This is a genomic window from Ruegeria sp. AA6, assembly GCF_056542865.1.
Map to the genome: position 1 here is coordinate 20,248 of NZ_JBQGAN010000024.1, position 23,125 is coordinate 43,372.

The window sequence follows — 23,125 nt, forward strand, 5'->3', positions numbered from 1 at the left end:
AGGGGCGGCGTTTAAAGGGGAATGCGGGGATTGGCAAGTGCCGATGCCACTCCGTTCCGAGCAATCGAATCGAACTCGGTGAGGGTCCAGCAAGGCTGACGGAATGCGAATCCTTATTGATGCGGCATAGCACCCCACCAAGACCTTAATAGAACAGCATAATAACCGTACAAGTATACCCTTAAGCCAAGGCCAGACCTTTGTATCACATTAAGACCACCTGTCGTGCTATACTCCGTGAAAATGAATTTTCAGTGGAGGCTTATTATGTTCTTTCGGTTAATAGTAACGCTTGGTGTCGCGCTCTCGTTCGCGACGTCCTCTCCTCAGACAGCACGGGCCGATGCTGGCGAGATTTTAGGCGGCGCTGTCGTTGGCGGCGTAATTGGCTATGCGATTGGTAAAGACCAACAAAGGAAACAGCAGGCCCGCACAAGAACGACCACGCGCTCATACCGATCGGGCATACCGTCGACCTCGCAAGGAGCGCAGACCCAGACAGCACTCAATTACTTCGGCTACAATGCCGGACGGGTCGACGGACAAGTTGGTCGCGGCACACGTGCAGCGATCGAACGTTACCAAGTGTCGATGGGTTACCCCGTGAATGGCTATGACTTCCAGCCGTATCAGCGTGATTTCCTGATGCAAGCCTATTACTGGGCGACAAGCGGCGGGCAGGCAACAACGCAACTTGCCGGTCAACCTCTGCTTATGGCGTACCGCCAACGCCTCCATAGCGGATCTGCTGTGGCGGCTGCCCCTCAGGCGCCCGTGGCACCGGTTCCTCTGGCTCCGGCAACGGCTGCTCCTCTGCCTCAGGCAGCGCCCACGCCCGTTGTCACGCCACAGGCGGCTGAACCTCAGCCACCCGCGACCGAAACAGCTTCTGCCAGCTTGCCTAGCCTGTTTTCCGGTGGCACCGGAGGCCCTTCACTCGCCAATCGCTGCAGCGCAGTTATGCTTCAAACGTCGACCAATGGCGGCTATACGACTCTGTCAAACATGTCCGACCCTGATTTTGCGCTCAGCGAACAATTCTGCCTCGCGCGTAGCTATGCGATGGGGCGCGGTGAGGACCTGATGCAAGACATTCAGGGGCTGACACCGGATCAGGTGACCGCTCAGTGCGACTCGTACGGTGAAATGTTGGCGCCGCAAGTTGTTGCGCTGCCTCTTAGCTCAAAAACGGACGCGGAAACTCAGATGCGCAAGTTGGCGTTGGACTCCGGGCTTAGCCCAGCAGATCTGGCAGCAACCAGCAAAGTCTGTCTGGCGATTGGCTACCGTCAGGACAACATGGATGCCGCAATCGGTTCTGCACTGATGCTGGTCGCAATGGGCGAACCTGCCTACGGCGAACTGATCGGCCACCACCTGCGCGAAGGCTTCGGCGTGCAGGAACGCCGCGATCTTGCGATGCAGTGGTACGATGCGAGCCTTTCGGCGCTGGACTCCGGCTCGGAAGCCGTATTCCTGCCGTCCCAGTCGGATCGGCCGCAACTTTTACGAGCGGCTATGGTTCAGGCGCAATAAGCGAGGCACCTGACAAATTCACCCGCTTCCACAAGCAAACGCCGCGGTGCTCATTGCATCGCGGCGTTTCAATTTCGTTATGAACCTGTTTAGCTCTGCTTCGTAACCTGCGTGAAGTCCAGCTCGACAGGCGTCTCGCGACCAAAGATCGAGACCGAGACCTTCAGCTTCTGGTTCTCGTCGTCCACGCCTTCGACCATGCCGTCGAAATCTTCGAACGGGCCGTCGTTGACCTTGACCTTTTCGCCGACCTCGAAGCTGATCATCAGCTTCGGCGCCTCTTCACCTTCCTGAACGCGGTTGAGAATCTGGTTCACCTCGGCATCGCGCATCGGCATCGGGCGGCCTTGCGGCCCTAGGAAGCCGGTAACGCGGTTGATCGAGTTGATCAGGTGATAGCCCTGATCCGACATTTCCATATGCACCAGAACATAGCCGGGCATAAAGCGGCGTTCGGTCGTGACCTTCTTGCCCCGGCGCACTTCGATCACCTCTTCGGTGGGCACCAGAACCTCGTCGATATCGTCCTCAAGGCCCTGTTCGGCCACGGACGTGCGGATCTGCTCTGCGATCTTCTTTTCGAAATTCGAAAGAACGCTGACCGAGTACCACCGTTTCGCCATGAACCTGTCGTCCTTGTTTGCCTTAGGCTGTCCTGATTGCCGGACATGCCGTTATTGAAATCCTGTCACGTCACCCGGAATAAAAAGCGGCGCGCAGCCCGAATCGCCGCACGCCCATTCCGAATAGTACCGCGTCAACTACTCTGACATTGCGTGCTGTGCAAGAGGGCAGTGGCGTTTCCACCATGCCTGAACCGACTTAGCCGAACGCGCCCAGGATCAGTTGCAGACCGCCGCGAATGCCCAGATCAACCAGAGCAAAGAATACGGCCGTCAGAGCCGCCATGATGAACACCATGACCGTGGTCAGCAGCACCTCGCGCCGGGTCGGCCAGACGACCTTCGCAACTTCGGCACGGACTTGCTGAATAAACTGGATCGGATTCATAGTTGCCATTTGGCTTGGTTCTCTCTGCTAGCGGACAGGCCGGACATAACCGGACATTGCGGCAATTTCAAGGGCGGTTGGCGGTTGCTCAGGGCTTGGGCTTGTCGTCCCACTCATCGCTGAGAATACGCCGCGCGTCGCCCTCGGGGTCGTCATATTGGTTTGAACGAACCGTGTAGACAAAAGCCACAAGGCCAACCCCGCCCAAAAACAGGGAAATCGGTATCAGATAGGCCAGAACTTCCATTAGCTTACCTTAGTCGCAGAGCGTTCAGAGACACGGTGATAGACGAAGTCGACATTGCGAGCGCCGCAATCAGCGGTGTGGCAAGGCCGATCACCGCCAGCGGTACTGCAATGATATTATAGACGGTGGCGATGCGGAAGTTTTCACGAATCCGTTTGGTCGCCTTGACCGCCGTCTCACAGGCATCGGCGATTGGGGCCAGATCATTCCCGAGAAGAACGATGTCCGAGGCCACCCGCGCCGCGTCCAACGCCGAGGCCGGAGAGATCGACACATGCGCCGCCGCCAGGGCTGCGGTGTCATTCAGACCATCGCCAACCATCAGCACGTGACAACCCTGATCACTCAGTTCCTGCACGCGGGCTGCCTTGTCCTGCGGCAGGGCCTGAGCAACCCAATTGTCGATCCCCAGCTTTCCGGCCAAAGCCTGAACCGCGCCCTGCGTGTCGCCGGAAATCAGAATGACCTCTTTCCCCGCATCGTGGAATGCCTGCACAGCTTCGGCGGCACCGGGGCGCAACGAATCCGAGAACATAAAGGCCACGGGCTCTTGCCCTGAAACCGACAACCAGGCGGCAGTTTGATCGCCCTCTTCTGCACCCGTCCACGCCGCGCGACCCAGGCGGGCGCGCTGACCGTGATAGGTGCCTTCGGTGCCATAGCCCGGCACCTCGGCGATATCGGTGACGTGGGCCGGTTTGATGCCCGCCTCTCGAGCCGACTTAACCAACGCCACCGACAAGGGATGCGAAGACGCCTCGGCCAGCGCCAGTGCAACCTCCAGATCAGCGCGCGAATGATCACCCAGATTGGTGAGTTCGGGCGTGCCCGAGGTCAGCGTGCCGGTTTTGTCGAAAACGACCGTGTCGACCTCGGCCAAGCGCTCCAGCGCAGTAGCATGTTTGATCAGCATGCCCTTTCGGAACAACCGGCCCGAGGCGGCGGTCGTCACGGCTGGCACCGCCAACCCCAGCGCACAAGGGCATGTGATAATCAGAACGGCAGCGGCGATGTTCAAAGCCGTACGAATATCGCCGGAATAGATGTACCAGCCCAAAAAGCTGAGCGCCGACAGGATGTGAACGCCCGGCGCGTAAAGCTTGGCCGCCTTGTCTGCCAACGAGGTATAGCGCGACCGGCCGGATTCAGCGATGGCGACCAGATCGGCCATGCGGTGCAGCGAAGTCTCCTCTCCCACCGCAGTCGCGCGGATGGTCAGGGGGCCAGTCAGATTGACCTCACCGGCGCTGACGGTCAGGCCCGCCTCGGCGAAGACCGGCAGGGTTTCCCCGGTCAGCAAAGAGCGATCCAGTTCCGACTGACCGGATACGATTTCGCCGTCCACCGGCATGCGCCCCCCGGGCCGGACAAGGATCAGATCACCGACGGACAGCGTGGCCACGGCCACCTCTTCTTCGGTCCCATCAACCAGCTTGATGGCACGGGGCACTTCAAGCGCGGTCAGTTCCTCGGCCGCTGACCTTGCCGCGGCACGGGTCCGGTAATCCAGATAGCGCCCTGCCAGCAGGAAGAAGGTCAGCGCCAGGGCCGCGTCGAAATAGGCATGCTCACCGCTGAGCGCGGTTTCCCAAAGCGATGTGATCATCGCGAGCACGATCGCCAGCACAATCGGCACGTCCATGTTCAGTCGGCGCACGCGCAGAGCGCTCCACGCGTTGGCAAAGAAAGGCTGCGCGGAAAAGGCTATTGCGGGCAGCGCAATCGCTGCCGAAATCCAGTGGAACATGTCGCGCGTCGCGTCCGAGGCCCCTGACCAGACAGACACCGACAACAGCATCACGTTCATCGACGCAAACCCGGCCACCGCCAGCCGCATCAACAAATCGCGCCCCGCTTTGTCAGCACTGGTGGCCGACAACGCGCCGGGGTCCAGCTCATGCGCTTCAAACCCGGCCTGCTCAAGCACCGGAATCAGATCGGTGGCGCGCAGATCGGGTGCAGCTTTGACCATTGCCCGCTTGAGCGTCAGGTTGACCCGCGCATCCTCGACCCCCGGATGGGCGTTCAGCTCACGTTCGACCGTGGCAATACAGGCCGAGCAATGAATGCCCGGCAGCGACAGCGCAATCTGCACATCCTGCGGGATAGGCCGCGCCGGTTCCGCCGGGCTGGCGATACATCCCGGACAGGCCGCTGTGCCAGAGGTCATTTGCGCCGTCATCCAATCACCCCTTCACATACAGCGGGACCCGCTGCGCAAATTCCGCGCCATCATGATCTTTGGCGACCAGACGGATGTTCCAGTTGCCCTTGCCCAGCGCCGCAGGGGTCGAATACGCCTGACCGTCAAAGACGAAATCGGGCGAGAAATCCTCTTTCACGTGGGTCGCGCGCCCCACAACGGCTTGCAATTCGGCAACTTGGACAGGGGCACCCGTTTTGTCGATGATGTGCAGGATCAGCAACCCACCCGACACTTCAGCGCGAATTTCCCAACCCAGCGCCTGCTGTTCCTGCAGGCGCTCGTTGAATTCCTGACTGGCGACGTAGGAGTTTTTGACCTCAAGCCCCGGAAAGGTTTTGACCGCGCTGTAGGCCAGAACAAGGTTCACGGCAATGATCACACCAAAGGCTGCGACGAACACCGCGAGGGCATGCTTTCCGGTGAATTGACGCTCAGCCATCTCAGTTTCCTTGTCCGTTGAACGTGGTGTCCTTGTAGGCGCGTTCGCCACTTTGCACATCTTCGACCCAAATCCGTACCGGCGTCACATCCACACCAGCAGGCCCGGTGCCTTTTGCCGACGTGATGTAAACCCGCGTCAATTGTGCCGTATCTGCGGTGACATTGACAGAGTTGCCTTCGACCCCTTCGATCTGCAGTTGCAACGCCGGGTCACCGGACAGTGTCAGCTGGAAAGGACGATCTTCGCCATGTTTGTTGCGCAGGCGTACATCATAAGTGTTACGGATGGTGCCGTCAGACAGGGTCACGAAGGTCGGGTTACGCACCGGCGCCACGGTCAGGTCGATATCGGACCGTATGAACAAGGCAAGCAACAGCGCAAAGCCGACCGCCGCCCACATGGACGTATACATAATTGTCCGAGGCCGCAGAATATGTTTCCACACATTCTTGGGTGGCTGGCCCGCGCGCTCGCGCGTCTCATCGCTCAGCGCCATATAGTCGATCAGGCCACGCGGTTTACCGATCTTGGCCATCATGTCGTCACAGGCATCAATGCAAAGGGCGCAGGTGATGCACTCCAACTGCTGACCATCCCGGATGTCGATGCCCACCGGGCAGACATTCACGCAGGCCATGCAATCGATACAATCGCCCAACTCGGAATCGGCGGTGCGTTTCCCCTTGCCGCGCGGCTCACCCCGCCATTCGCGGTAGCCGACGACCAGAGTGTCCTCGTCCATCATCGCAGCCTGAATACGCGGCCACGGGCAGGCATAGATACAAATCTGTTCGCGGGCAAACCCGCCAAACAAGAAAGTCGTGCCGGTCAGAATAAGCACAGTCGTATAGGCAACCGGATGAGCGTTGCCTGTCACCAGATCATGCAGCAAAGTCGGCGCGTCCGCGAAATAGAACACCCAGGCCCCCCCGGTGGCTACACCGATCAGCAGCCACACGGTCCATTTCGTAAGCCGCAACCGAGCCTTGCGGAAATCCAGTTTTTCCTGACGATGCAAGCGCAGCCGGGCGTTTCGGTCGCCCTCGATCCAGCGTTCGACGAGGATATAGAGGTCGGTCCAAACGGTCTGCGGGCAGGCATAGCCGCACCACACACGTCCAAGCGCTGAGGTGAACAGGAACAGGCCAAGACCAGCCATGATCAGCAAACCCGCCACGAAATAGAATTCGTGCGGCCAGATCTCGATCCAGAAGAAGTAGAAACGACGGTTTGCCAGATCCAGCAGAACCGCTTGATCCGGCAGGCTGGGGCCACGGTCCCATCTGATCCAAGGCGTCACATAGTAAATACCCAGCGTGACCGCGAGGATGATCCATTTCAGGTTTCGAAATGGCCCGGACACGCGTCTGGGAAAAATGGGCTCCCTAGCAACGTAAAGGCTGGGGGCGGGGTCGGAATCGCTCACGAGCTGGCTCCAAATGTGGCTGTTTTTTAGGCGTCTTGTTCCAGATCACAAAGATAGCCTCTTTGACATGGGTCAAAAGCGCATCGTACAGACACCTTTTGTCACATCTTACCAGCTTGTCGCCTCAGCCACCCAACAAAAGTTTTGACCGCAGGGCGCAATGGCGCATCGCCGGTGACAATGTGGTATCCAAGCGCTCCGGGCTCGCGAAACAGCTCGATGATGCGACCGGCTTCGATATCCGCTTCGACAAAATGTCGCGCCGTGACTGTGACCCCCTGCCCGGCGCGCAGCCCCTCGAGCACAAGGTTGCCCGGCAAGGTGATACGAACGGCGTGCGGTCCATGCTCGACACCCCGCCGCGCCAGCCAAGTGGTGGCTTCGGTTGTCCCAAGCTCTTCGAGCCAGGGCAATTGGCCCAGCTCTTCCGGCGTCATCGACGTCCGACCGCCTAACAGCGAGGGCGCCGCGACGATCACGATCGGGCTTTGCATCAGCAGCTCTGCGTCCAAACCGGGCCAATTTCCATCCCCATAGCGGATTGCCACGTCCACCCCGCCCGGACGGAAGCTGACCAGATTGGGCGAAGGGTCCAGCGCCAAGGGGATATCCGGGTGTTCGGCCTGAAACACCGGCAGGCGCGGCATTAGCCATGATGCGGCAAACGATGCGGTCAGCGAGACGTGAACCGGGCGATCTTCGGTGATGTGCATCAGGTCGGCCACGGCATCCCCGATGGCGCCAAAACCAAGATGCAGGGCGCGGGCCAGTTTTTCACCTTCGGCGGTCAGGATCATCGACTTACCACTCCGGTCCAGCAGGGCCGCGCCCAAGTGTCTCTCAAGCGCGCGCAACTGCTGACTGATAGCAGCGTGGCTGACATTCAACCCCACGCCTGCATCGACAACATTTCCCTTTTCGGCGAACGCAGAAAAGGCCCTGAGCGCCGCAAGCGGCGGCATCTTCAACCAATCCATATGTAATCCAGTCTTACATTACGAAATTCTAATTGAGTCGCATTTCAAATCTTAAAAATCAATCCTGACCTTAAATCCAAGCTACTTAAGGAGGGATCACATGCTTTCGATTTTTGCCCGATCTTTCATGATCGCCACCCAAACGGATGAGCGCAGCGCTCAGCAGAATCTCGAACAACGCACAGAAGATAACTGGTGGAAGAAAACAACGCGCGCTTCACGTTCCTGTTCCAAGTGACTGGTCCTCTGGACCGGATTAACGCAGACAACTAGTCTGAGCTAATAGCACCGGCTGTTCAGGAAACGCGCGAACAGATGGAACAGCCGGTGCATTAACCTTCGGGCGGCGAACCGTCCGAAGGTATTCTTTTGTCGTTACTGACCGCCACCCAATTGGTGGACATAAGCCGTGACAGCGCGGATTTGCGCGTCGGTCAGACGGTTTTCCCAAGCAGGCATCACACCAAAGCGGCTGTAGGTGACCGTCTCGGTCAATGCCTCTTCGCTGCCGCCATAGAGCCAGATCGCGTCGGTCAGGTTCGGCGCACCCTGAGTGACGTCGCCTGCGCCGTTCTCGCCGTGGCAGACTGCACAATTGTCCTCAAAAACAACCTTGCCCGCCTGCGCCGCCGCATCATCGGACTGCGCATTGGTCAGCGACATGACGTACTGAACCACCTGAGTGATCTCTTCCTTTTCGAGGATTTCGCCAAAGGCCGGCATTTCGGAATAGCGCGCATCGTCGCTTTCTTCGTTCCGGATACCGTGGGCAATGGTGAACTCGATATCTTCGAGCGAACCACCCCATAGCCAAGCGTCGTCCAGAAGGTTCGGGAAGCCCGGCGCACCTTGCGCGCCCGAACCGTGACACTGCGCACACCAGGTGCGGAAGACAGCGCCACCCGAGTTCACCGCATATTGCTGCAATTCCGCGTCGGCCGAAATCTGCTCTAACGGGGTTTCGACCAGTTTCGCATTCCAAGGGGCGTTGGCCTCTTCGAAGGAGACCATCTCCTCTTGCACTTCAGCGCGCGAAGACCAGCCGGTCACACCAGCCGTTGCCGACTGAACCAGAGGCCATGCTGGATACATGATCGTATAGATCACACCCCAGATGATGGTGGCGTAGAAGGTCCACAGCCACCAGCGGGGCATTGGGTTGTCAAACTCTTCCAAACCATCCCAGCTGTGCCCGGTTGTCTTAGGATCGCCCGGCAGTTTTTCAGGTGTCTTACTCATTGCCGCGCCTCCTTAGATTCAGATTCGGCGGGTTTATCTTGATGCCGGAAGGGGATGTTGGCAGTGTCCTTGTATTCCTTGCTGGCACCGGGGCGGAAAACCCAGATGATGATGCCAACAAAAAAGACAAACAGCACAAGCAGCATCCAGCTATCCGCGAACTGCCGTAAGAGAGTATATTCTTCCATCACACCCTCCTTAGCGGCTTGCGTCAGGGGTGAAGGTCGAGAAATCGACCAGCGTGCCCAGCATCTGCAGATAAGCAACCATCGCGTCCGCCTCGGTCAGTTCAGGCTGACCGTCGAAGTTGCGCACACTGACCTTGTCGCCATAGCGCTCCAACAACCCGTCATAGTCACTGTCCGGGTCGGCCTGCGCACGGAAGTCGGCCTGAGCATTCTCCAGCATCTCCTCGGTGTAGGGCGTGCCAAGAACCGCGTTCGCCTTCATGATATCGGCGATGTACTTTCCGTCGATCTTACGGTTCTCGAGGAAACCGTATTTCGGCATCACCGATTCAGGCACCACAGACTGCGGATCGCGCAGGTGGTCGATATGCCACTGATCCGAGTAACGCCCACCAACGCGAGCCAGATCAGGTCCGGTGCGCTTGGACCCCCACTGGAACGGATGGTCATACATCGACTCAGCCGCCAGAGAGTAGTGGCCGTAACGTTCGACCTCATCCCGCATCGGGCGGATCATCTGGCTGTGGCAGACATAGCAGCCTTCACGCAGATAAATCTCACGCCCTGCCATTTCCAAGGGGGTGTAAGGGCGCATCCCCTCCACCTTTTCGATGGTGTTCTCAAGATAGAACAACGGGGTGATCTGAACGATGCCACCGATGGTCACGACCAAAAAGCTGAACACCAGCAGGAGGGTCGCGTTGGTCTCGAGGATCTTATGTTTGTCGAGAATTGCCATTGCTCCGGCCCTCCTTATTCAGCCGGGACCGCGACGGACAGGCTGGCCTCTTTGGCCGGCGCTTTCCGCACAGTCATCCACAGGTTGTAGCACATGATCAGCGAACCAGCGACGAACATCACGCCACCCAGAGCACGCACCACATACATCGGGAACTTGGCGGCCACGGTGTCGGCGAACGAGTTCACCAGGAAGCCGTTGGCATCCACTTCGCGCCACATCAGGCCTTCCATGATACCGGTCACCCACATCGACGCGGCGTACAGAACGATGCCGATTGTGGCGAGCCAGAAGTGCCAGCTGACCATTTGCAGCGAATACAGACGCTCACGCTTCCACAGGACAGGCACCAGGAAGTACAGCGCACCAAAGGTGATCATGCCGTTCCAGCCCAGCGCGCCCGAGTGCACGTGACCAATGGTCCAGTCGGTATAGTGGCTGAGCGAGTTCACAGCGCGGATCGACATCATCGGGCCTTCGAACGTGGACATGCCGTAGAAGCCAACCGAGATCACCATCATGCGGATCACCGGGTCGGTGCGCAGCTTGTCCCATGCGCCCGACAGCGTCATCAGACCGTTGATCATACCACCCCAGGACGGCATCCACAGGATCACCGAGAACACCATGCCCAGCGTCGAGGCCCAGTCAGGCAGCGCGGTATAGTGCAGGTGGTGCGGACCGGCCCAGATATACAGGAAGATCAGCGCCCAGAAGTGGATGATCGACAGCTTGTACGAAAAGACCGGACGCTCGGCCTGTTTCGGGATGAAGTAGTACATCATGCCCAGGAAGCCTGCGGTCAGGAAGAAGCCCACAGCGTTGTGGCCGTACCACCACTGGATCATGGCGTCTTGAACACCCGACCAGACGATGACAGATTTCGAACCCCAGATGCTGACGGGGATGGTCATGTTGTTGACCACGTGCAGCATCGCAACGGTGACGATAAAGGCCAGATAGAACCAGTTCGCCACATAGATGTGGGGTTCTTTCCGCTTGACCACGGTGCCAAGGAACACGGCCAGATAGGCGACCCAGACGATGGTCAGCCAAAGGTCAACGTACCATTCGGGTTCGGCATATTCTTTCGACTGTGTACCGCCCAGAACATAGCCGGTCGCGGCCAGAACGATGAACAGCTGATAACCCCAGAACACGAACCATGCCAGATTGCCGCCCCACAGGCGCGCGGCGCTTGTCCGCTGTACCACGTAGAACGAGGTCGCGATCAAAGCGTTGCCGCCAAAGGCAAAAATCACCGCCGAGGTGTGCAGAGGACGCAAACGGCCAAAGTTCAGATAGCCCTGCGCCCATTCGAAGTTCAGCGCCGGAAAGGCCAACTGAAACGCGATAAAGGTTCCCGCAAGGAACCCGACCACGCCCCAAAAGGCGGTTGCGATCACGCCATAGCGGATCACGCCATCCATGTATTCCGCAGAGCGGTCCACGAGAATATCTGGCTCATCTGTGTTTCTAAGCGTCCAGATGAACAAACCACCGGCGATCAGCATCACCAGAATTGCATGCACCTGATACGCCAAATCGCGTGCATAATTGGACCCGATCGCGGCGAAAACCACAACGAGACCAAGCACGATCAGCTTGATGTAATTTGACATATTGCGTCCCTTTGCCATGCCCCGCGTGATTCTTTTGTGTCGCAGGACCTTTTTGACTGGCCGCTGTTTTGTCGGACGGCGGCCAGTTTTGCTTTGATCTGTGTCAAGACAATAGCCTGAAATCTGTGACAATCGTAAATTGACAGCTGGGCCATTGAGCCGCAGGTGGATGGCCTATGAAGACAAGAGGTTCAAATGGCTTACAAATCTCTTCTCACCGTCATGACAGATACACGGCAGAGTGACTCAGCCCTGGCGCAGATCGCTGCCCTGGCATCCGCGCAGGACGCGCATGCCGAAGCCCTCTGCCTTGGCGTCGACCGCAGTCAGACCGGGTATTACTACGCCGGGGCAAATGCATTGATCCTGCAAGAGACCTTGAATCGGGCAAACGCCGAAGCCGAAGAAACCCTAAGCTATGCCAAGTCGTATCTTGGTAAGACTGGAACCCGCTGGTCCGCCGAAAGTGGTGTAGCCCAGATCGCGGATATCGGACGCCATGTCGCGCACAGGGCCCGGTTTTCTGACCTTGTCGTCCTGCCTCAACCTTACGGAGATGATCGGGGGGCCGAAGCCGAACCCATCCTTGAGGCAGCCATGTTCGAAGGTCATGCGCCCGTACTGGTCACCCCGGATGATGCAACCCCCTTTACGCGCCCCGGCACGATCCTGATCGGTTGGAATGAAAGCGTCGAGGCCATGCGGGCCATTCGCCGTGCCCTGCCCTTCCTGATTGAGGCCGATTTGGCGCGCATCGTTGTGATCGACCCGCCGCGACACGGCCCCGACCGATCAGACCCCGGTGGAATGCTGTCACAGATGCTGGCCCGTCACGGTGTGAAATGTGAAATCGACGTGCTGAGCAAGACCATGACCCGTGTGTCGGATATCCTGAACCGACACGCCTCGGACACCTCAGCCGACATGATCGTAATGGGCGCTTACGGCCATTCGCGGTTCCGCGAAGCCATTCTGGGCGGGGCGACCCGAAACATGCTTGAACAGGCCTCGGTCCCGGTGTTCCTGGCCCATTGAGGAGAACAACCTAAAAACCGCCCATCAGGGCGGTTTTTTACTTTTTCACCAAGCCGATCAGGAACAACAAGATCACCGCGCCAATGGTGGCGAAGAATATGGACGAAAAGAGACCACCGCCTACAGAAAATCCAAGCGCCGGGAAAATCAATCCTGAAAGAAATGCGCCGACGACACCAACAATGATGTTGCCGATCAGGCCGAATCCCCGGCCTTCCATGATCTTGCCCGACAGCCACCCGGCGATGGCGCCAATGAACAGCATCGCCAGAATGCTACTGAATTCCATGACTTACTCCTGCGGTTATTCTGCTCAGGCCCAGTTAAGCATGGCAGCAAGGCCCAGTCACGCCTCAAGCGTATCAGACCAGAAACCCACCATCTGAGTCGTCACCAGCCTCTTCCATCAGACGGCCCATATCGGGGATCGTGACGTGGCGTTTACCCTCAAGCAGGATGACCTCGTCCTTTTTCAGGGCGGAGATCTGACGACTGACCGTTTCCAGCGTCAATCCGAGATAGTCCGCCATCGCCTCGCGGGTCAGGGGCAGATCAAACACGATCGGGCCGGTATTGCCCTTCTGGTTGATTGACGCATCTCGGCGCGCGATGATCGACAACAGGCTGGCAATCTTTTCTCGCGCGGTTTTGCGCCCCAGCACAAGCATCCATTCGCGGGCAGCGTCCAGCTCGTCCAGCGTCATTTGCAACAGGCGATGCGCGATATGGGGTGTGGTGCCCATCAATTCCTCAAACGGCTTTTTGCGAAAGCAGCACATGACCAAATCGGTGGTTGCCTGAACGTCATATGGGGCCGAGTCGCGCCCCGGTCGCCCGACGAAATCGCTGGGCAACAACAAGCCCACCATTTGCGTGCGCCCGTCCTCCATTGTCTGCGTCAACGACGCGATCCCTGACACGACAGAGCCGACAAAATTCATCTGGTCGCCAGACCAGATGATCGTCTGACCGGCTTCAAAACTGCGGTAATATTTAATGCTTTCAAGTTCTTCCAACTCGTTCGCATCACAGTGCGCGCACACTGCGCGATGCCGGATGGGGCAATCTTCACAGTTCGTATGGTCGATTTTGAATATCGGTGTCATGCACGTTCCCACTTGATCTCTGTCAAAGCATCCAGGCGAGCTGTCATTTAAAGGTATCGCCATGATAGTGAAACCACAATTGGCAAAGCTTGGACTATTTGACGCGAAAGTTCCGCGTTACACAAGCTATCCCACCGCCCCCCACTTCAGCAATGATGTGGGGTCAAGTCTTTATGGTGACTGGATTTCCGGGATAACGCCCGGCAGCGAAGTGTCGCTGTACATCCACGTTCCGTTTTGCCGCAGACTGTGCTGGTTCTGCGCCTGTCGCACCCAAGGGACCCAAACTGACAACCCGGTAATTGCCTATGTGGATGTCCTAAAAGCCGAACTGGATCTTCTGGCCGCACACCTGCCCGAAGGTGTCACCCTATCGCGTCTGCATTGGGGCGGCGGCACTCCGACCTTGCTGAACCCCGATCTGATGCGCGAGCTGGCGGCGCGGATTCTGGACGTGTTGCCACTGGGGCCGAACGCCGAGTTTTCGGTTGAGATCGACCCGAACGAGATTGATGAGGCGCGTCTTGACGCACTGGCCGAGGCTGGGATGAACCGTGCCTCAATTGGGGTTCAGGATTTCGATGACGAGATTCAAAAGACCATCGGGCGCATCCAAAGCTATGACACAACCCGAGATGCGGTGGACATGATCCGCGCCCGCGGTATCACCAGCCTGAATGCTGATATCCTTTACGGTCTGCCGCATCAGACCAAATCGCGCATGACGGAAAGCGTGCAAAAACTGCTGTCGCTTAGCCCCGACCGGGTGGCGTTGTATGGCTACGCGCATGTACCGTGGATGGCCAAACGGCAGCAGATGATCCCGTCGGACGCGCTGCCCACGCCCGAGCAACGGCTCGACCTGTTCGACACTGCCCGCCGTCTGTTCATGTGGGACAATTACGCCGAAATCGGCATCGACCATTTTGCGACTCAGGACGATGGCCTGACCCATGCGCTGAAAGCCGGACGGCTCAAGCGGAACTTCCAAGGTTATACCGACGATCAGGCCGAGGTTCTTATCGGCATCGGCGCCAGTTCAATCTCGCGCTTCCCGCAAGGGTATGCACAGAATGCGCCTGCGACGTCGGCGCATACCAAAGCCATTCGCGAAGGAAGGTTTTCGACCTCACGCGGGCACCTGTTCAAAGGGCAAGACGCCCTGCGCGCCCGCCTGATCGAAGCGCTGATGTGCGATTTCCAGATCAATTCAGCCGAAATCCTGCGCGACCACGCGATTACCGAGGCTGAATTGCAAGGCATGTATCAGGCCGCGAACGCAGCCTTTGACGGGTTGCTGCGGATCACCGAGGACGGTTTGTTCATCCCGGTCGAAGCCCGCCCGCTGACCCGCATGATCGCCCGCAGCTTTGACGCCTATGATCTAAGCAAGGCGGGTCACAGCTCGGCCATCTGATTTGTTCGAAGGTCAGGGCTTGACGCGACGGGTCGGTTTTTTCCACACTTGCAGGGTGGGCGGCACCCGCCCGCGCCTGAGGCAGGCCCCGTATCAGACAATGCGCCAGCGCATCCGCGTAAGGCTTTCCCTTTCGTGCAGCTGAACTGCAATTTGAAAGAGGGACAGCACTCATGCGCGTTTTCACCGTCCTCGGCCCCAGCCAATCGGGCAAAACCACTCTGGTCGAGGCTATCAGCCGCCTCGACGGGCGGCCCACAACCTTCGACGTATCCGGAACCGTGCATTTGCACGGTTTTTCTTATTTGGACGAGCCATGGTGTGCCATCGACGTAGACGGCGGCGGCGACAATCTGGCCTATGTCGGCCCGGCCATGGCAATCTCGGACGCCGCCGTGGTGGTGGTGCCCCCCGACCCGAATGCAGCCGTTTTGAGCGCGCCGTACCTGCGATTGGTCGAAGAGGCCGGCATTCCCTGTTTCCTGTTCATCAACCGCATGGACAATCCAAACGGACGCATTCGCGACATCATCGCTGCGCTTCAGACCTATTGCACGCACCACATCGCCCTTCGCCAAGTTCCGATCCGCGAGGGTGATACGATCATCGGCGCGGTCGATCTGATCTCGGAACGGGCATGGAAGTATCAGGAGGGGCAGCCTTCAGCCCTGATCGAACTGCCGCAATCGGTCGAGGATCGCGAACAGGAAGCCCGCACCGAATTGCTGGAGACCTTGTCGGATTTCGACGATCACTTGTTGGAGCAACTGATCGAAGACAAACAGCCACCCAGCGCCGAGGTTTATGATTTGGCCGCGCAGGTGTTACAGAATCATCAACTGATCCCCGCCTGTCTGGGCGCGGCCAGCCACGGCAATGGGTTGACCCGTCTAATGAAGGCCTTGCGGCACGAAGCACCTGAATTCAACATCGCTGCCGATCGGGACGAAGCCGAAGAGAACGCACGCGCAATCGCAGGCTTTGCGGATGTGAAGAAACATATCGGCAAAATCGTTGTTCTGCGCGGGCTGGGTGCTGGTGTGAAAGCGCATGAGAATCTGGGCGGAGAAACCGTTGGCAACCTGACCACTTTGGACGCCAAAACGCAGATCTCCGATCTGCCCGCGGGGCAAATCGGGTTGGCCGTGAAGTCAGACCATCTGAACCCTGGCAACCTCTATGACAGTTCCTCCGCCACCCCTCTGCCCGAATGGGCGGCCTCGCATCCCGCTGCGCATCGGCAGATCGTGTCCCCCGCCCATGAGCGCGACGACGTGCGCCTGTCCAACGCCTTGCACCGACTGGTCGAGATCGACCCCGGCCTGCATCTGGGTCAGGACGAGCTCAGTGGGCACGCCGTTCTGGGTTCGCAGGGGCCGCAGCACATGCGGCGGGTTTCGGCCAAGCTTGACGAAGATTTCGGCATTGAGATTGCCACCGACACGGTCGAGACCGCCTATCGCGAAACCATCCGGTCACCCGTCGAGCACCGCCATCGCCATCGCAAACAATCCGGCGGGGCCGGGCAATTTGCCGACGTGGTAATCTCGGTCGCGCCGATGCCGCGTGGTTCCGGTTTCCAGTTCGAAGAGATCGTCAAGGGCGGCGCGGTGCCTAAGAACTATATCCCTTCGGTCGAGCACGGTGCCAAGGACGCGCTGGCGCAAGGCCCGGAAGGTTTCCCGGTGGTGGACGTCAAAGTCACGCTGAGCGATGGCAAACACCACAACGTGGACAGCTCGGACTATGCGTTCCGCACGGCAGGCAAGAACGCTGTGCGCGAAGCCCTGCCACAGGCAAAACCTGTGGTTCTGCAACCAATTCTGAACGCCGAGATTCACCTGCCCTCGGATTTCGTCGGAGACCTTGTGCCGACCATCAGTTCTTTGCAGGGTCAGGTTCTGGGCTTTGAAGGCAACCCCAACGCCTCGGGCTGGGAGATCTTCAACGCACAATTGCCTGCCGTGGCCGAAGACGAGCTACATCGTACCCTCGCCAGCGCCACGCGTGGAACTGGATGGGTCAGGCTGACCTTCGATCACTACGAGGAGTTGCGCGGGCCGGTGCCAAAAGCGGCTGCCAAAGAAAGCGCAAATGCCTGAACCAGTGGCGCGGGCTGGGGTCAGCCCGCTGCCGCAATCAGTTCGCGGGTATAGTCGGTCTGAGCGTTTTCGAACAGATCTTCGGCCGATCCCATTTCGATCACGTCACCGTTCCGCATGACGATCACCTTGTGCGACATCGCCCGCACGACCTTCAGGTCATGGCTGATGAACAAATAGGCCAGCCCGTATTTCCGTTGCAGATCCCGCAACAGATCAACGATCTGCACCTGCACGGTCATATCCAGCGCACTGGTGGGTTCGTCCAACACCAGAAGCTTGGGCCGCAGCACCATGGCCCGCGCAATCGCAATACGTTGCCGTTGACCACCTGAGAATTCATGCGGATAGCGGTCCATCGCTGCCGGGTCCAGGCCCACTTCGGTCATCACCTCGGCCACCAACTCGCGCGGGGCGCGGTGTGGGTCGACTTTGTGAATCGCCAGCCCCTCGGCGATGATCTGTTGGCAGGTCATCCGAGGGCTGAGGCTGCCGAACGGGTCCTGAAACACGATCTGCATGTCTTTGCGCAGCCGCCGCAGCTCACGCGTGGACCAGCGCCGCACGTCCTGATCACGGAAGGTGATGCCGCCCTCGGACGCTATCAGCCGCATGATCGCCAGCGCCAGCGTGGTCTTACCCGAACCGCTTTCGCCGACAATGCCCAAGGTTTCACCCGCACGCACACTAAGCGTCGCATCGTTCACGGCCTTTACATGACCAACAGTGCGCTTCAGAAACCCGCGTTGGATCGGGAACCAGACCTTCAGGTGGTCGGTTCGGGCGACCTCTTCTGCCTTGGGTGCAACCGGATCAGGTTGGCCCGAAGGCTCGGCCCCCAGAAGCTTGCGCGTGTAGGGATGCTGCGGGTTGTCAAAAATCTCGGCGGTGGCGCCAGTTTCGACGATCTCACCATCCTTCATCACGCAAACCCGGTCGGCGATGCGGCGCACAATGCCCAAATCATGTGTGATGAAAAGCATCCCCATATTCTCGGATTTCTGCAGCTCGGCCAGCAGTTCCAGAATCTGTGCTTGAATGGTCACGTCCAGCGCGGTTGTCGGCTCATCCGCGATCAGAATATCCGGCTTGTTGGCCAGCGCCATGGCGATCATGACCCGCTGCCGCTGACCGCCTGAAAGTTGGTGCGGATAGCTGTCCAACCGCTCACGCGGATCACGAATACCAACCTTGGTCAACAGTTCGACAATGCGTTCCCGTGCCGCGTCACCCGTCAGCCCCTGGTGCAGGGCCAGTGACTCGGCCATCTGCTTTTGGATCGTGTGCAGCGGGTTCAGCGAAGTCATCGGCTCTTGGAAAATGAAACTGATGTCATTTCCGCGCACATCCATCAGCTTGTCCTGCGAAGCGCCGATCATCTCATCCCCGTCATATTTGACGGACCCCTCGACAATCGCACTGTCGCCCAACAGCGACACGGTCGAGAGCGCCGTGACCGACTTGCCCGAGCCGGACTCTCCCACCAGCGCCACGGTTTCACCGCGATCCACGGTGAAAGACACCCCCTTGACCGCCGCCGAAACTTGCCCGTCCTGCCGGAACGAAACCTTGAGGTTGTTCACATCCAAAAGGCTCATGAGAAGGTCTTTCTGGGATCAAACGCATCGCGGACGCCTTCAAAGATGAAGACCAGCAGCGACAGCATGATGGCAAAAGTGAAGAACGCTGTGAAAGCCAGCCACGGAGCCTGCAGATTCTGCTTCGCCTGCAAGGTCAGCTCGCCCAACGAAGGGGCCGAAGATGGCAAGCCAAAGCCAAGAAAGTCCAGCGAGGCCAAGCCACCGATCGTGCCGGTCACAATAAAGGGCATGAAGGTCAGTGTCGCAACCATCGCATTCGGCAACATATGGCGGAACATGATGGTCATGTTGCCAACGCCAAGCGCCCGCGCGGCACGGACGTATTCCAGATTTCGGGCGCGCAGGAATTCGGCCCGAACCACACTCACTAACCCGGTCCAACTGAACAGGATCATCAGCGCCACCAACAGCCAGAAGCTTCGGCCCAAAATGGCGAACATGATGATGATGACGTAAAGCGACGGAGTGGCCGACCAGATCTCGATAATGCGCTGGAACACCAGGTCGAGCCAGCCGCCAAAGAACCCCTGAATGGCCCCTGCGAAAATACCGATCATGCTGGCAACGCCTGTGACCATCAGCGTGAAAAGGATCGACAGGCGGAAGCCGTAGATCACCCGAGCCAGAACGTCGCGTTTGGTGTCATCCGTGCCCAGAAGGTTTTGCCCATTGGGCGGCAGCGGCGCGGCTCCGGGGCGGTCAACGCTGGTGTTGAAGGAATATGGGATCAGCGGCCAGATGGCCCAGCCACGTTCGAACCCTTCTTCTTCAAATGTCCCGGCCTTAATCTCGTCGATGATCCCCTCTGGGTCGTCGAAACATGACTCGAGCCCACCGCTGTCGATCAGGCATTGCACCTCGGGGTCGCGATAGATCGCTTCGGTCTGGAAATCACCGCCGAAGCGGGTTTCCGGGTAGAAGTTGAAGATCGGCGTAAAGAACTCACTCCGGTATTTCACGAGGATCGGTTTGTCGTTGGCGATGAACTCGGCGAACAACGACAATCCGAACAGGACCGAGAAAATGATCAGCGACCAGAACGCCCGACCATTGCGGCGGAAGTTGCGCCAGCGGCGCTGATTGAGTGGGGACAATGCCATTTACCCCTCCCGCTTTTCGAAGTCGATGCGCGGGTCGACCAGCACATACATCAGGTCACTGATGATGCCGACAACCAGCCCCATCAGGCCAAAGATGAACAGCGTGCCGAAGATCACCGGATAGTCGCGGGCCACGGCGGCCTCAAACCCAAGACGGCCCAGACCGTCCAACGAGAAGATTGTTTCGATAATGATCGAGCTTCCAAAGAACACGCCGATGAACACCGCAGGGAAACCCGCAATGACGATCAGCATGGCGTTGCGGAAGACGTGGCCATACAGCACTTTACCTTCACTTAAGCCCTTGGCGCGGGCGGTCATGACGTACTGTTTTTTGATCTCATCCAGGAACGAGTTCTTGGTCAGCAAGGTCAGCGTCGCAAAGGCCGAAATCGTCAGGGCAATCACCGGCAGAGTAATGTGCCAGAAATAGTCGATGACCTTGCCAAACAGACTAAGGCTGTCCCAGTCGTCCGAGGTCAGCCCCCTCAGCGGGAAGATTTGCCAGTAAGACCCACCGGCAAACAGGACCAGCAGCAGGATCGCAAACAGAAAGCCGGGGATGGCGTAGGCAACGATGATAGTGCCGCTGGTCCAAGTGTCGAACCGCGACCCATCTTTCACGGCTTTTCGAATACCCAGCGGAATCGACACCAGATAGGCAATCAGCGTCGACCACAGGCCAAGTGAAATTGACACCGGCATCTTCTCAAGCACCAGATCGGTCACGCTGATGGAACGGAAATAGCTCTCTCCGAAATCCAGCGTCAGGTAATTGCCCATCATGGTCAGGAACCGCTCGACCGGGGGTTTGTCGAACCCAAACTCCTTTTCCAGTTCTTCGATGAACTCAGGCGGCAGGCCGCGCGCCCCGACATAGCGGTCGTTGGCCCCACCGGTCTGCTGCTCGATATCGCTGCCACCGCCGGCGATGCCTTCGAATACGTCACCGCCGCCTTCCATCTGGGCGATGATCTGCTCAATCGGGCCGCCGGGGACGAACTGAACCAGCGTGAAGTTGACGATCATGATCCCAAGCAAAGTGGGGATGACCAACAACAGGCGTCTTAGAATATATGCTCCCATGGGGGCGGATTACCTCAACGCGCCTGACGATTTCAACTCGGCTTCTTTCTCGGCGTTGATCCACCAGAGGTCTTGCACGCCCAAGGCATAAGGCGGCAGGTTTTCGGGGTATTCGTACATGTCCCAATAGGCGACCCAGTATTTGCCCAGATACCAAGTCGGCACCATAATCCGCTTGGCGCGCAGAACGCGATCCAAGGCGCGAACATTGGAAAAAAGCTCCTCGCTTTCGGTGGCTGCCACGATGTTGTCGATCAACGGTTCAATATCTGGTCCGTGCGCGCCCGACGGGTTGAATACGGAATACGAGGCCGCTTCGGTCCCGAATTGCTGATACAGGCCGGTCGACGGCTGCAGCGAGGTCGGATAGCCGCCAACGATCATGTCGAAATCCCGGTCCCGGCGGCGTAGGGTAAACTGGGCATTGTCGACGCGATTGTAAATTGCGTCGATCCCCATGGCGCGAAGGTTGTCAACAAAAGGTTGAACAATGCGATCCAGCGTTGGTTGATCTGACAGGAATTCGATTGAAAGCACCTCTCCGTCTGCGTTGCGGCGGATGCCGTCGTCACCCACAAGCCAGCCGGCTTCGTCCAAAAGCTTCATGGCGGAGCGCAAATTGCGACGGTCATTCTGACGTGCCGGGCGGGATTCATGGGCGCTCACGGGTTCTTCGGTCAGAACTGCCGGATCGACGGCATCACCAAGGGCCTGCAGCACCTCCAACTCGCGCCCTTCGGGCAGGCCAGTGGCCTCAAGATGCGTGCCCTCCCAGAACGAGCTGCGCTGCTGGAATAGCCCATATTGCAGGCTTTCGTTGGTCCATTCGAAGTTATAGGCAAGTTGGACCGCTTCACGCACGCGCGGGTCCTGAAACTGCGGACGGTCAAGGTTCATGACGAACCCTGTTGCCGACGGGACGTTACCGTCTTCTAGTTCGGCCCTGATCACATCACCGTTGGCAATCGCCGGAAAGTCATAAGCCGTGGCCCAGCTTTTCGAGTTGTTTTCCTGACGCAGTGTGAACGTACCGGCCTTGAACCCTTCCATCGCGGCAATCGAGTCGCTGAAATACTCGATACGAATAGTGTCGTAGTTGTTGCGGCCGACATTCACGTTGATGTCGTCGCCCCAATAGTCAGGGTTGCGCTTGTAAACGATGCGACGGTTGATGTCGTAGTTGTCCAAGACATACGGCGCCGATCCAATACCCGGAACCAGACGGGATTTGTCCAGACGACGGTTTTCAGGATCAGCTTCAAACCACGCCTTCGAAAACACCGGCGTGCCGCCCACCTGCGAAATCAACGCCCGGCGCGAGATGTCCGGTGCAAAGTAGAACTTAACCCGATGCTCATCCAGCGCCTCGGCGCGGGGGATACGTTTACGCACCGCGTCTGCGTAGGACTTAAGTCCTTGATCCAGCAAAAGGTTATGCGAGAAAACAACATCTTCGGCGGTAACAGGGGTGCCATCTGAGAACCGCGCCTCGGGCCGCATGTTGAAAACAACCCAGTCCTGGCTTTCCGGGTATTCCAGGCTTTCCGCTAGCAAGCCGTAGTAAGACGCAGGCTCGTCATAAGACGGAACCAGCAGAGATTCGTACTGATCTGCCGACCGCGCCCCGGCCCGACCCTGTCGCGTGAACGGGTTGAAGCTGTCGAACGTTCCCTGCGCGGCATAAGACAACTCTCCGCCTTTGGGCGCATCCGGGTTTACATAATCGAAATGGGCAAAGCCTTCGGGATACTTCAGATCACCGAATTCCGAGAACCCGTGGCTTTTGATGATCTTTTCTTCGGCAAACAGCTGAGTTGCCGCCAGCAGAAACAACACGAGACCCGCCATCGAAGCGTGCAACCAACCTTTGAAATCCAATACGCGCGCCTGTGTGGTTACTCTGCCGGATCTCATATTGCTCATCCCCTGCTTGGCCTCTGCCTTTAATCTTATACGCGCCAGCTAAATGACCAGCACTGTCAGGTTCAAGTTTAGAATGCGTGAACGCTTTGTGAAGATGTTCTTAGGCAAAAATAAAGCCGCTG

22 protein-coding genes are annotated in these 23,125 nt (G+C 58.4%); 5 read left to right on the forward strand and 17 right to left on the reverse strand.

Annotated elements, in window-relative coordinates; all coding sequences use genetic code 11:
* Positions 1-267 precede the first annotated feature (267 nt).
* On the forward strand, positions 268-1,536 hold the full coding sequence (locus tag ACR0LN_RS19790; RefSeq protein WP_480432052.1) for a peptidoglycan-binding domain-containing protein: 1,269 nt from the start codon (positions 268-270) through the stop codon (positions 1,534-1,536).
* Positions 1,537-1,625: 89 nt separating this feature from the next.
* Here the strand turns inward: ACR0LN_RS19790 and nusG are convergent, their stop codons facing one another.
* The 7 genes from nusG to ACR0LN_RS19825 form a co-directional block, all read right to left on the reverse strand.
* Positions 1,626-2,159, reverse strand: coding sequence for a transcription termination/antitermination protein NusG (nusG, locus tag ACR0LN_RS19795; protein WP_152459924.1), 534 nt, complete (start codon positions 2,157-2,159; stop codon positions 1,626-1,628).
* Positions 2,160-2,358: 199 nt separating this feature from the next.
* The gene (gene secE, locus ACR0LN_RS19800; RefSeq protein ID WP_058272489.1) at positions 2,359-2,556 is read right to left on the reverse strand and encodes a preprotein translocase subunit SecE; all 198 of its coding nucleotides are present in this window, start codon (positions 2,554-2,556) and stop codon (positions 2,359-2,361) included.
* Between the two features lie 79 nt (positions 2,557-2,635).
* Complete coding sequence (gene ccoS / locus ACR0LN_RS19805) at positions 2,636-2,794, reverse strand: cbb3-type cytochrome oxidase assembly protein CcoS (protein ID WP_170355309.1); 159 nt, start codon at positions 2,792-2,794, stop codon at positions 2,636-2,638.
* 4 nt (positions 2,795-2,798) lie between these two features.
* On the reverse strand, positions 2,799-4,976 hold the full coding sequence (locus ACR0LN_RS19810; protein ID WP_480432055.1) for a heavy metal translocating P-type ATPase: 2,178 nt from the start codon (positions 4,974-4,976) through the stop codon (positions 2,799-2,801).
* A 4-nt stretch (positions 4,977-4,980) separates the two neighbouring features.
* Complete coding sequence (locus tag ACR0LN_RS19815) at positions 4,981-5,439, reverse strand: FixH family protein (protein WP_480432057.1); 459 nt, start codon at positions 5,437-5,439, stop codon at positions 4,981-4,983.
* Between the two features lies 1 nt (position 5,440).
* Entirely contained in the window at positions 5,441-6,868 is a 1,428-nt protein-coding gene (gene ccoG, locus ACR0LN_RS19820; RefSeq protein WP_480432059.1) for a cytochrome c oxidase accessory protein CcoG, read from the reverse strand.
* 101 nt (positions 6,869-6,969) lie between these two features.
* The gene (locus ACR0LN_RS19825) at positions 6,970-7,845 is read right to left on the reverse strand and encodes a LysR family transcriptional regulator (RefSeq protein ID WP_480432061.1); all 876 of its coding nucleotides are present in this window, start codon (positions 7,843-7,845) and stop codon (positions 6,970-6,972) included.
* A gap of 100 nt (positions 7,846-7,945) precedes the next feature.
* Here ACR0LN_RS19825 and ACR0LN_RS19830 point away from each other — a divergent pair, with 100 nt between their 5' ends.
* Positions 7,946-8,083: a hypothetical protein gene (locus ACR0LN_RS19830; protein WP_480432063.1), complete on the forward strand. Its 138-nt coding sequence runs from the start codon at positions 7,946-7,948 to the stop codon at positions 8,081-8,083.
* Between the two features lie 137 nt (positions 8,084-8,220).
* On the opposite strand, the gene ccoP is transcribed toward ACR0LN_RS19830, so the two are convergent.
* The 4 genes from ccoP to ccoN are packed head-to-tail and all read right to left on the reverse strand — an operon-like array spanning position 8,221 to position 11,633.
* On the reverse strand, positions 8,221-9,084 hold the full coding sequence (gene ccoP / locus ACR0LN_RS19835; protein WP_480432065.1) for a cytochrome-c oxidase, cbb3-type subunit III: 864 nt from the start codon (positions 9,082-9,084) through the stop codon (positions 8,221-8,223).
* Positions 9,081-9,272: a cbb3-type cytochrome c oxidase subunit 3 gene (locus ACR0LN_RS19840; protein WP_480432067.1), complete on the reverse strand. Its 192-nt coding sequence runs from the start codon at positions 9,270-9,272 to the stop codon at positions 9,081-9,083. Before ACR0LN_RS19840 ends, ccoP begins: the two co-directional genes overlap by 4 nt.
* 10 nt (positions 9,273-9,282) lie before the next feature.
* Entirely contained in the window at positions 9,283-10,011 is a 729-nt protein-coding gene (gene ccoO, locus ACR0LN_RS19845) for a cytochrome-c oxidase, cbb3-type subunit II (protein ID WP_480432069.1), read from the reverse strand.
* Between the two features lie 14 nt (positions 10,012-10,025).
* The gene (gene ccoN, locus ACR0LN_RS19850) at positions 10,026-11,633 is read right to left on the reverse strand and encodes a cytochrome-c oxidase, cbb3-type subunit I (RefSeq protein ID WP_480432071.1); all 1,608 of its coding nucleotides are present in this window, start codon (positions 11,631-11,633) and stop codon (positions 10,026-10,028) included.
* A gap of 195 nt (positions 11,634-11,828) precedes the next feature.
* Between ccoN and ACR0LN_RS19855 the strand changes: the two genes are divergently transcribed.
* Positions 11,829-12,668 carry a universal stress protein gene (locus tag ACR0LN_RS19855; protein WP_480432073.1) on the forward strand — a complete coding sequence of 280 codons (840 nt, stop codon included), beginning with the start codon at positions 11,829-11,831 and terminating at the stop codon, positions 12,666-12,668.
* A gap of 37 nt (positions 12,669-12,705) precedes the next feature.
* On the opposite strand, the gene ACR0LN_RS19860 is transcribed toward ACR0LN_RS19855, so the two are convergent.
* Entirely contained in the window at positions 12,706-12,957 is a 252-nt protein-coding gene (locus tag ACR0LN_RS19860) for a GlsB/YeaQ/YmgE family stress response membrane protein (RefSeq protein WP_480432074.1), read from the reverse strand.
* A 73-nt stretch (positions 12,958-13,030) separates the two neighbouring features.
* Entirely contained in the window at positions 13,031-13,774 is a 744-nt protein-coding gene (fnrL, locus tag ACR0LN_RS19865; RefSeq protein WP_480432076.1) for a transcriptional regulator FnrL, read from the reverse strand.
* A gap of 61 nt (positions 13,775-13,835) precedes the next feature.
* On the opposite strand from fnrL, the gene hemN reads away from it, so the two are divergent.
* Entirely contained in the window at positions 13,836-15,191 is a 1,356-nt protein-coding gene (hemN, locus tag ACR0LN_RS19870; protein WP_480432077.1) for an oxygen-independent coproporphyrinogen III oxidase, read from the forward strand.
* 173 nt (positions 15,192-15,364) lie between these two features.
* Positions 15,365-17,293, forward strand: a complete 1,929-nt coding sequence (locus ACR0LN_RS19875; protein ID WP_480432079.1) for an elongation factor G — start codon at positions 15,365-15,367, stop codon at positions 17,291-17,293.
* Between the two features lie 20 nt (positions 17,294-17,313).
* Here the strand turns inward: ACR0LN_RS19875 and ACR0LN_RS19880 are convergent, their stop codons facing one another.
* From ACR0LN_RS19880 to ACR0LN_RS19895, 4 genes are read right to left on the reverse strand one after another with little or no spacing between them, the layout of a single operon-like run.
* On the reverse strand, positions 17,314-18,891 hold the full coding sequence (locus tag ACR0LN_RS19880; protein ID WP_480432081.1) for an ABC transporter ATP-binding protein: 1,578 nt from the start codon (positions 18,889-18,891) through the stop codon (positions 17,314-17,316).
* Positions 18,888-19,994: an ABC transporter permease gene (locus ACR0LN_RS19885; protein ID WP_480432083.1), complete on the reverse strand. Its 1,107-nt coding sequence runs from the start codon at positions 19,992-19,994 to the stop codon at positions 18,888-18,890. The genes ACR0LN_RS19880 and ACR0LN_RS19885 overlap by 4 nt, the downstream gene beginning before the upstream one ends.
* Entirely contained in the window at positions 19,995-21,080 is a 1,086-nt protein-coding gene (locus ACR0LN_RS19890; protein ID WP_480432085.1) for a microcin C ABC transporter permease YejB, read from the reverse strand. It abuts the gene before it with no gap.
* Positions 21,081-21,089: 9 nt separating this feature from the next.
* A complete protein-coding gene (locus ACR0LN_RS19895) occupies positions 21,090-22,994 on the reverse strand; it encodes an extracellular solute-binding protein (RefSeq protein ID WP_480432087.1) in 1,905 nt (634 codons plus the stop codon).
* Positions 22,995-23,125: the final 131 nt, after the last annotated feature.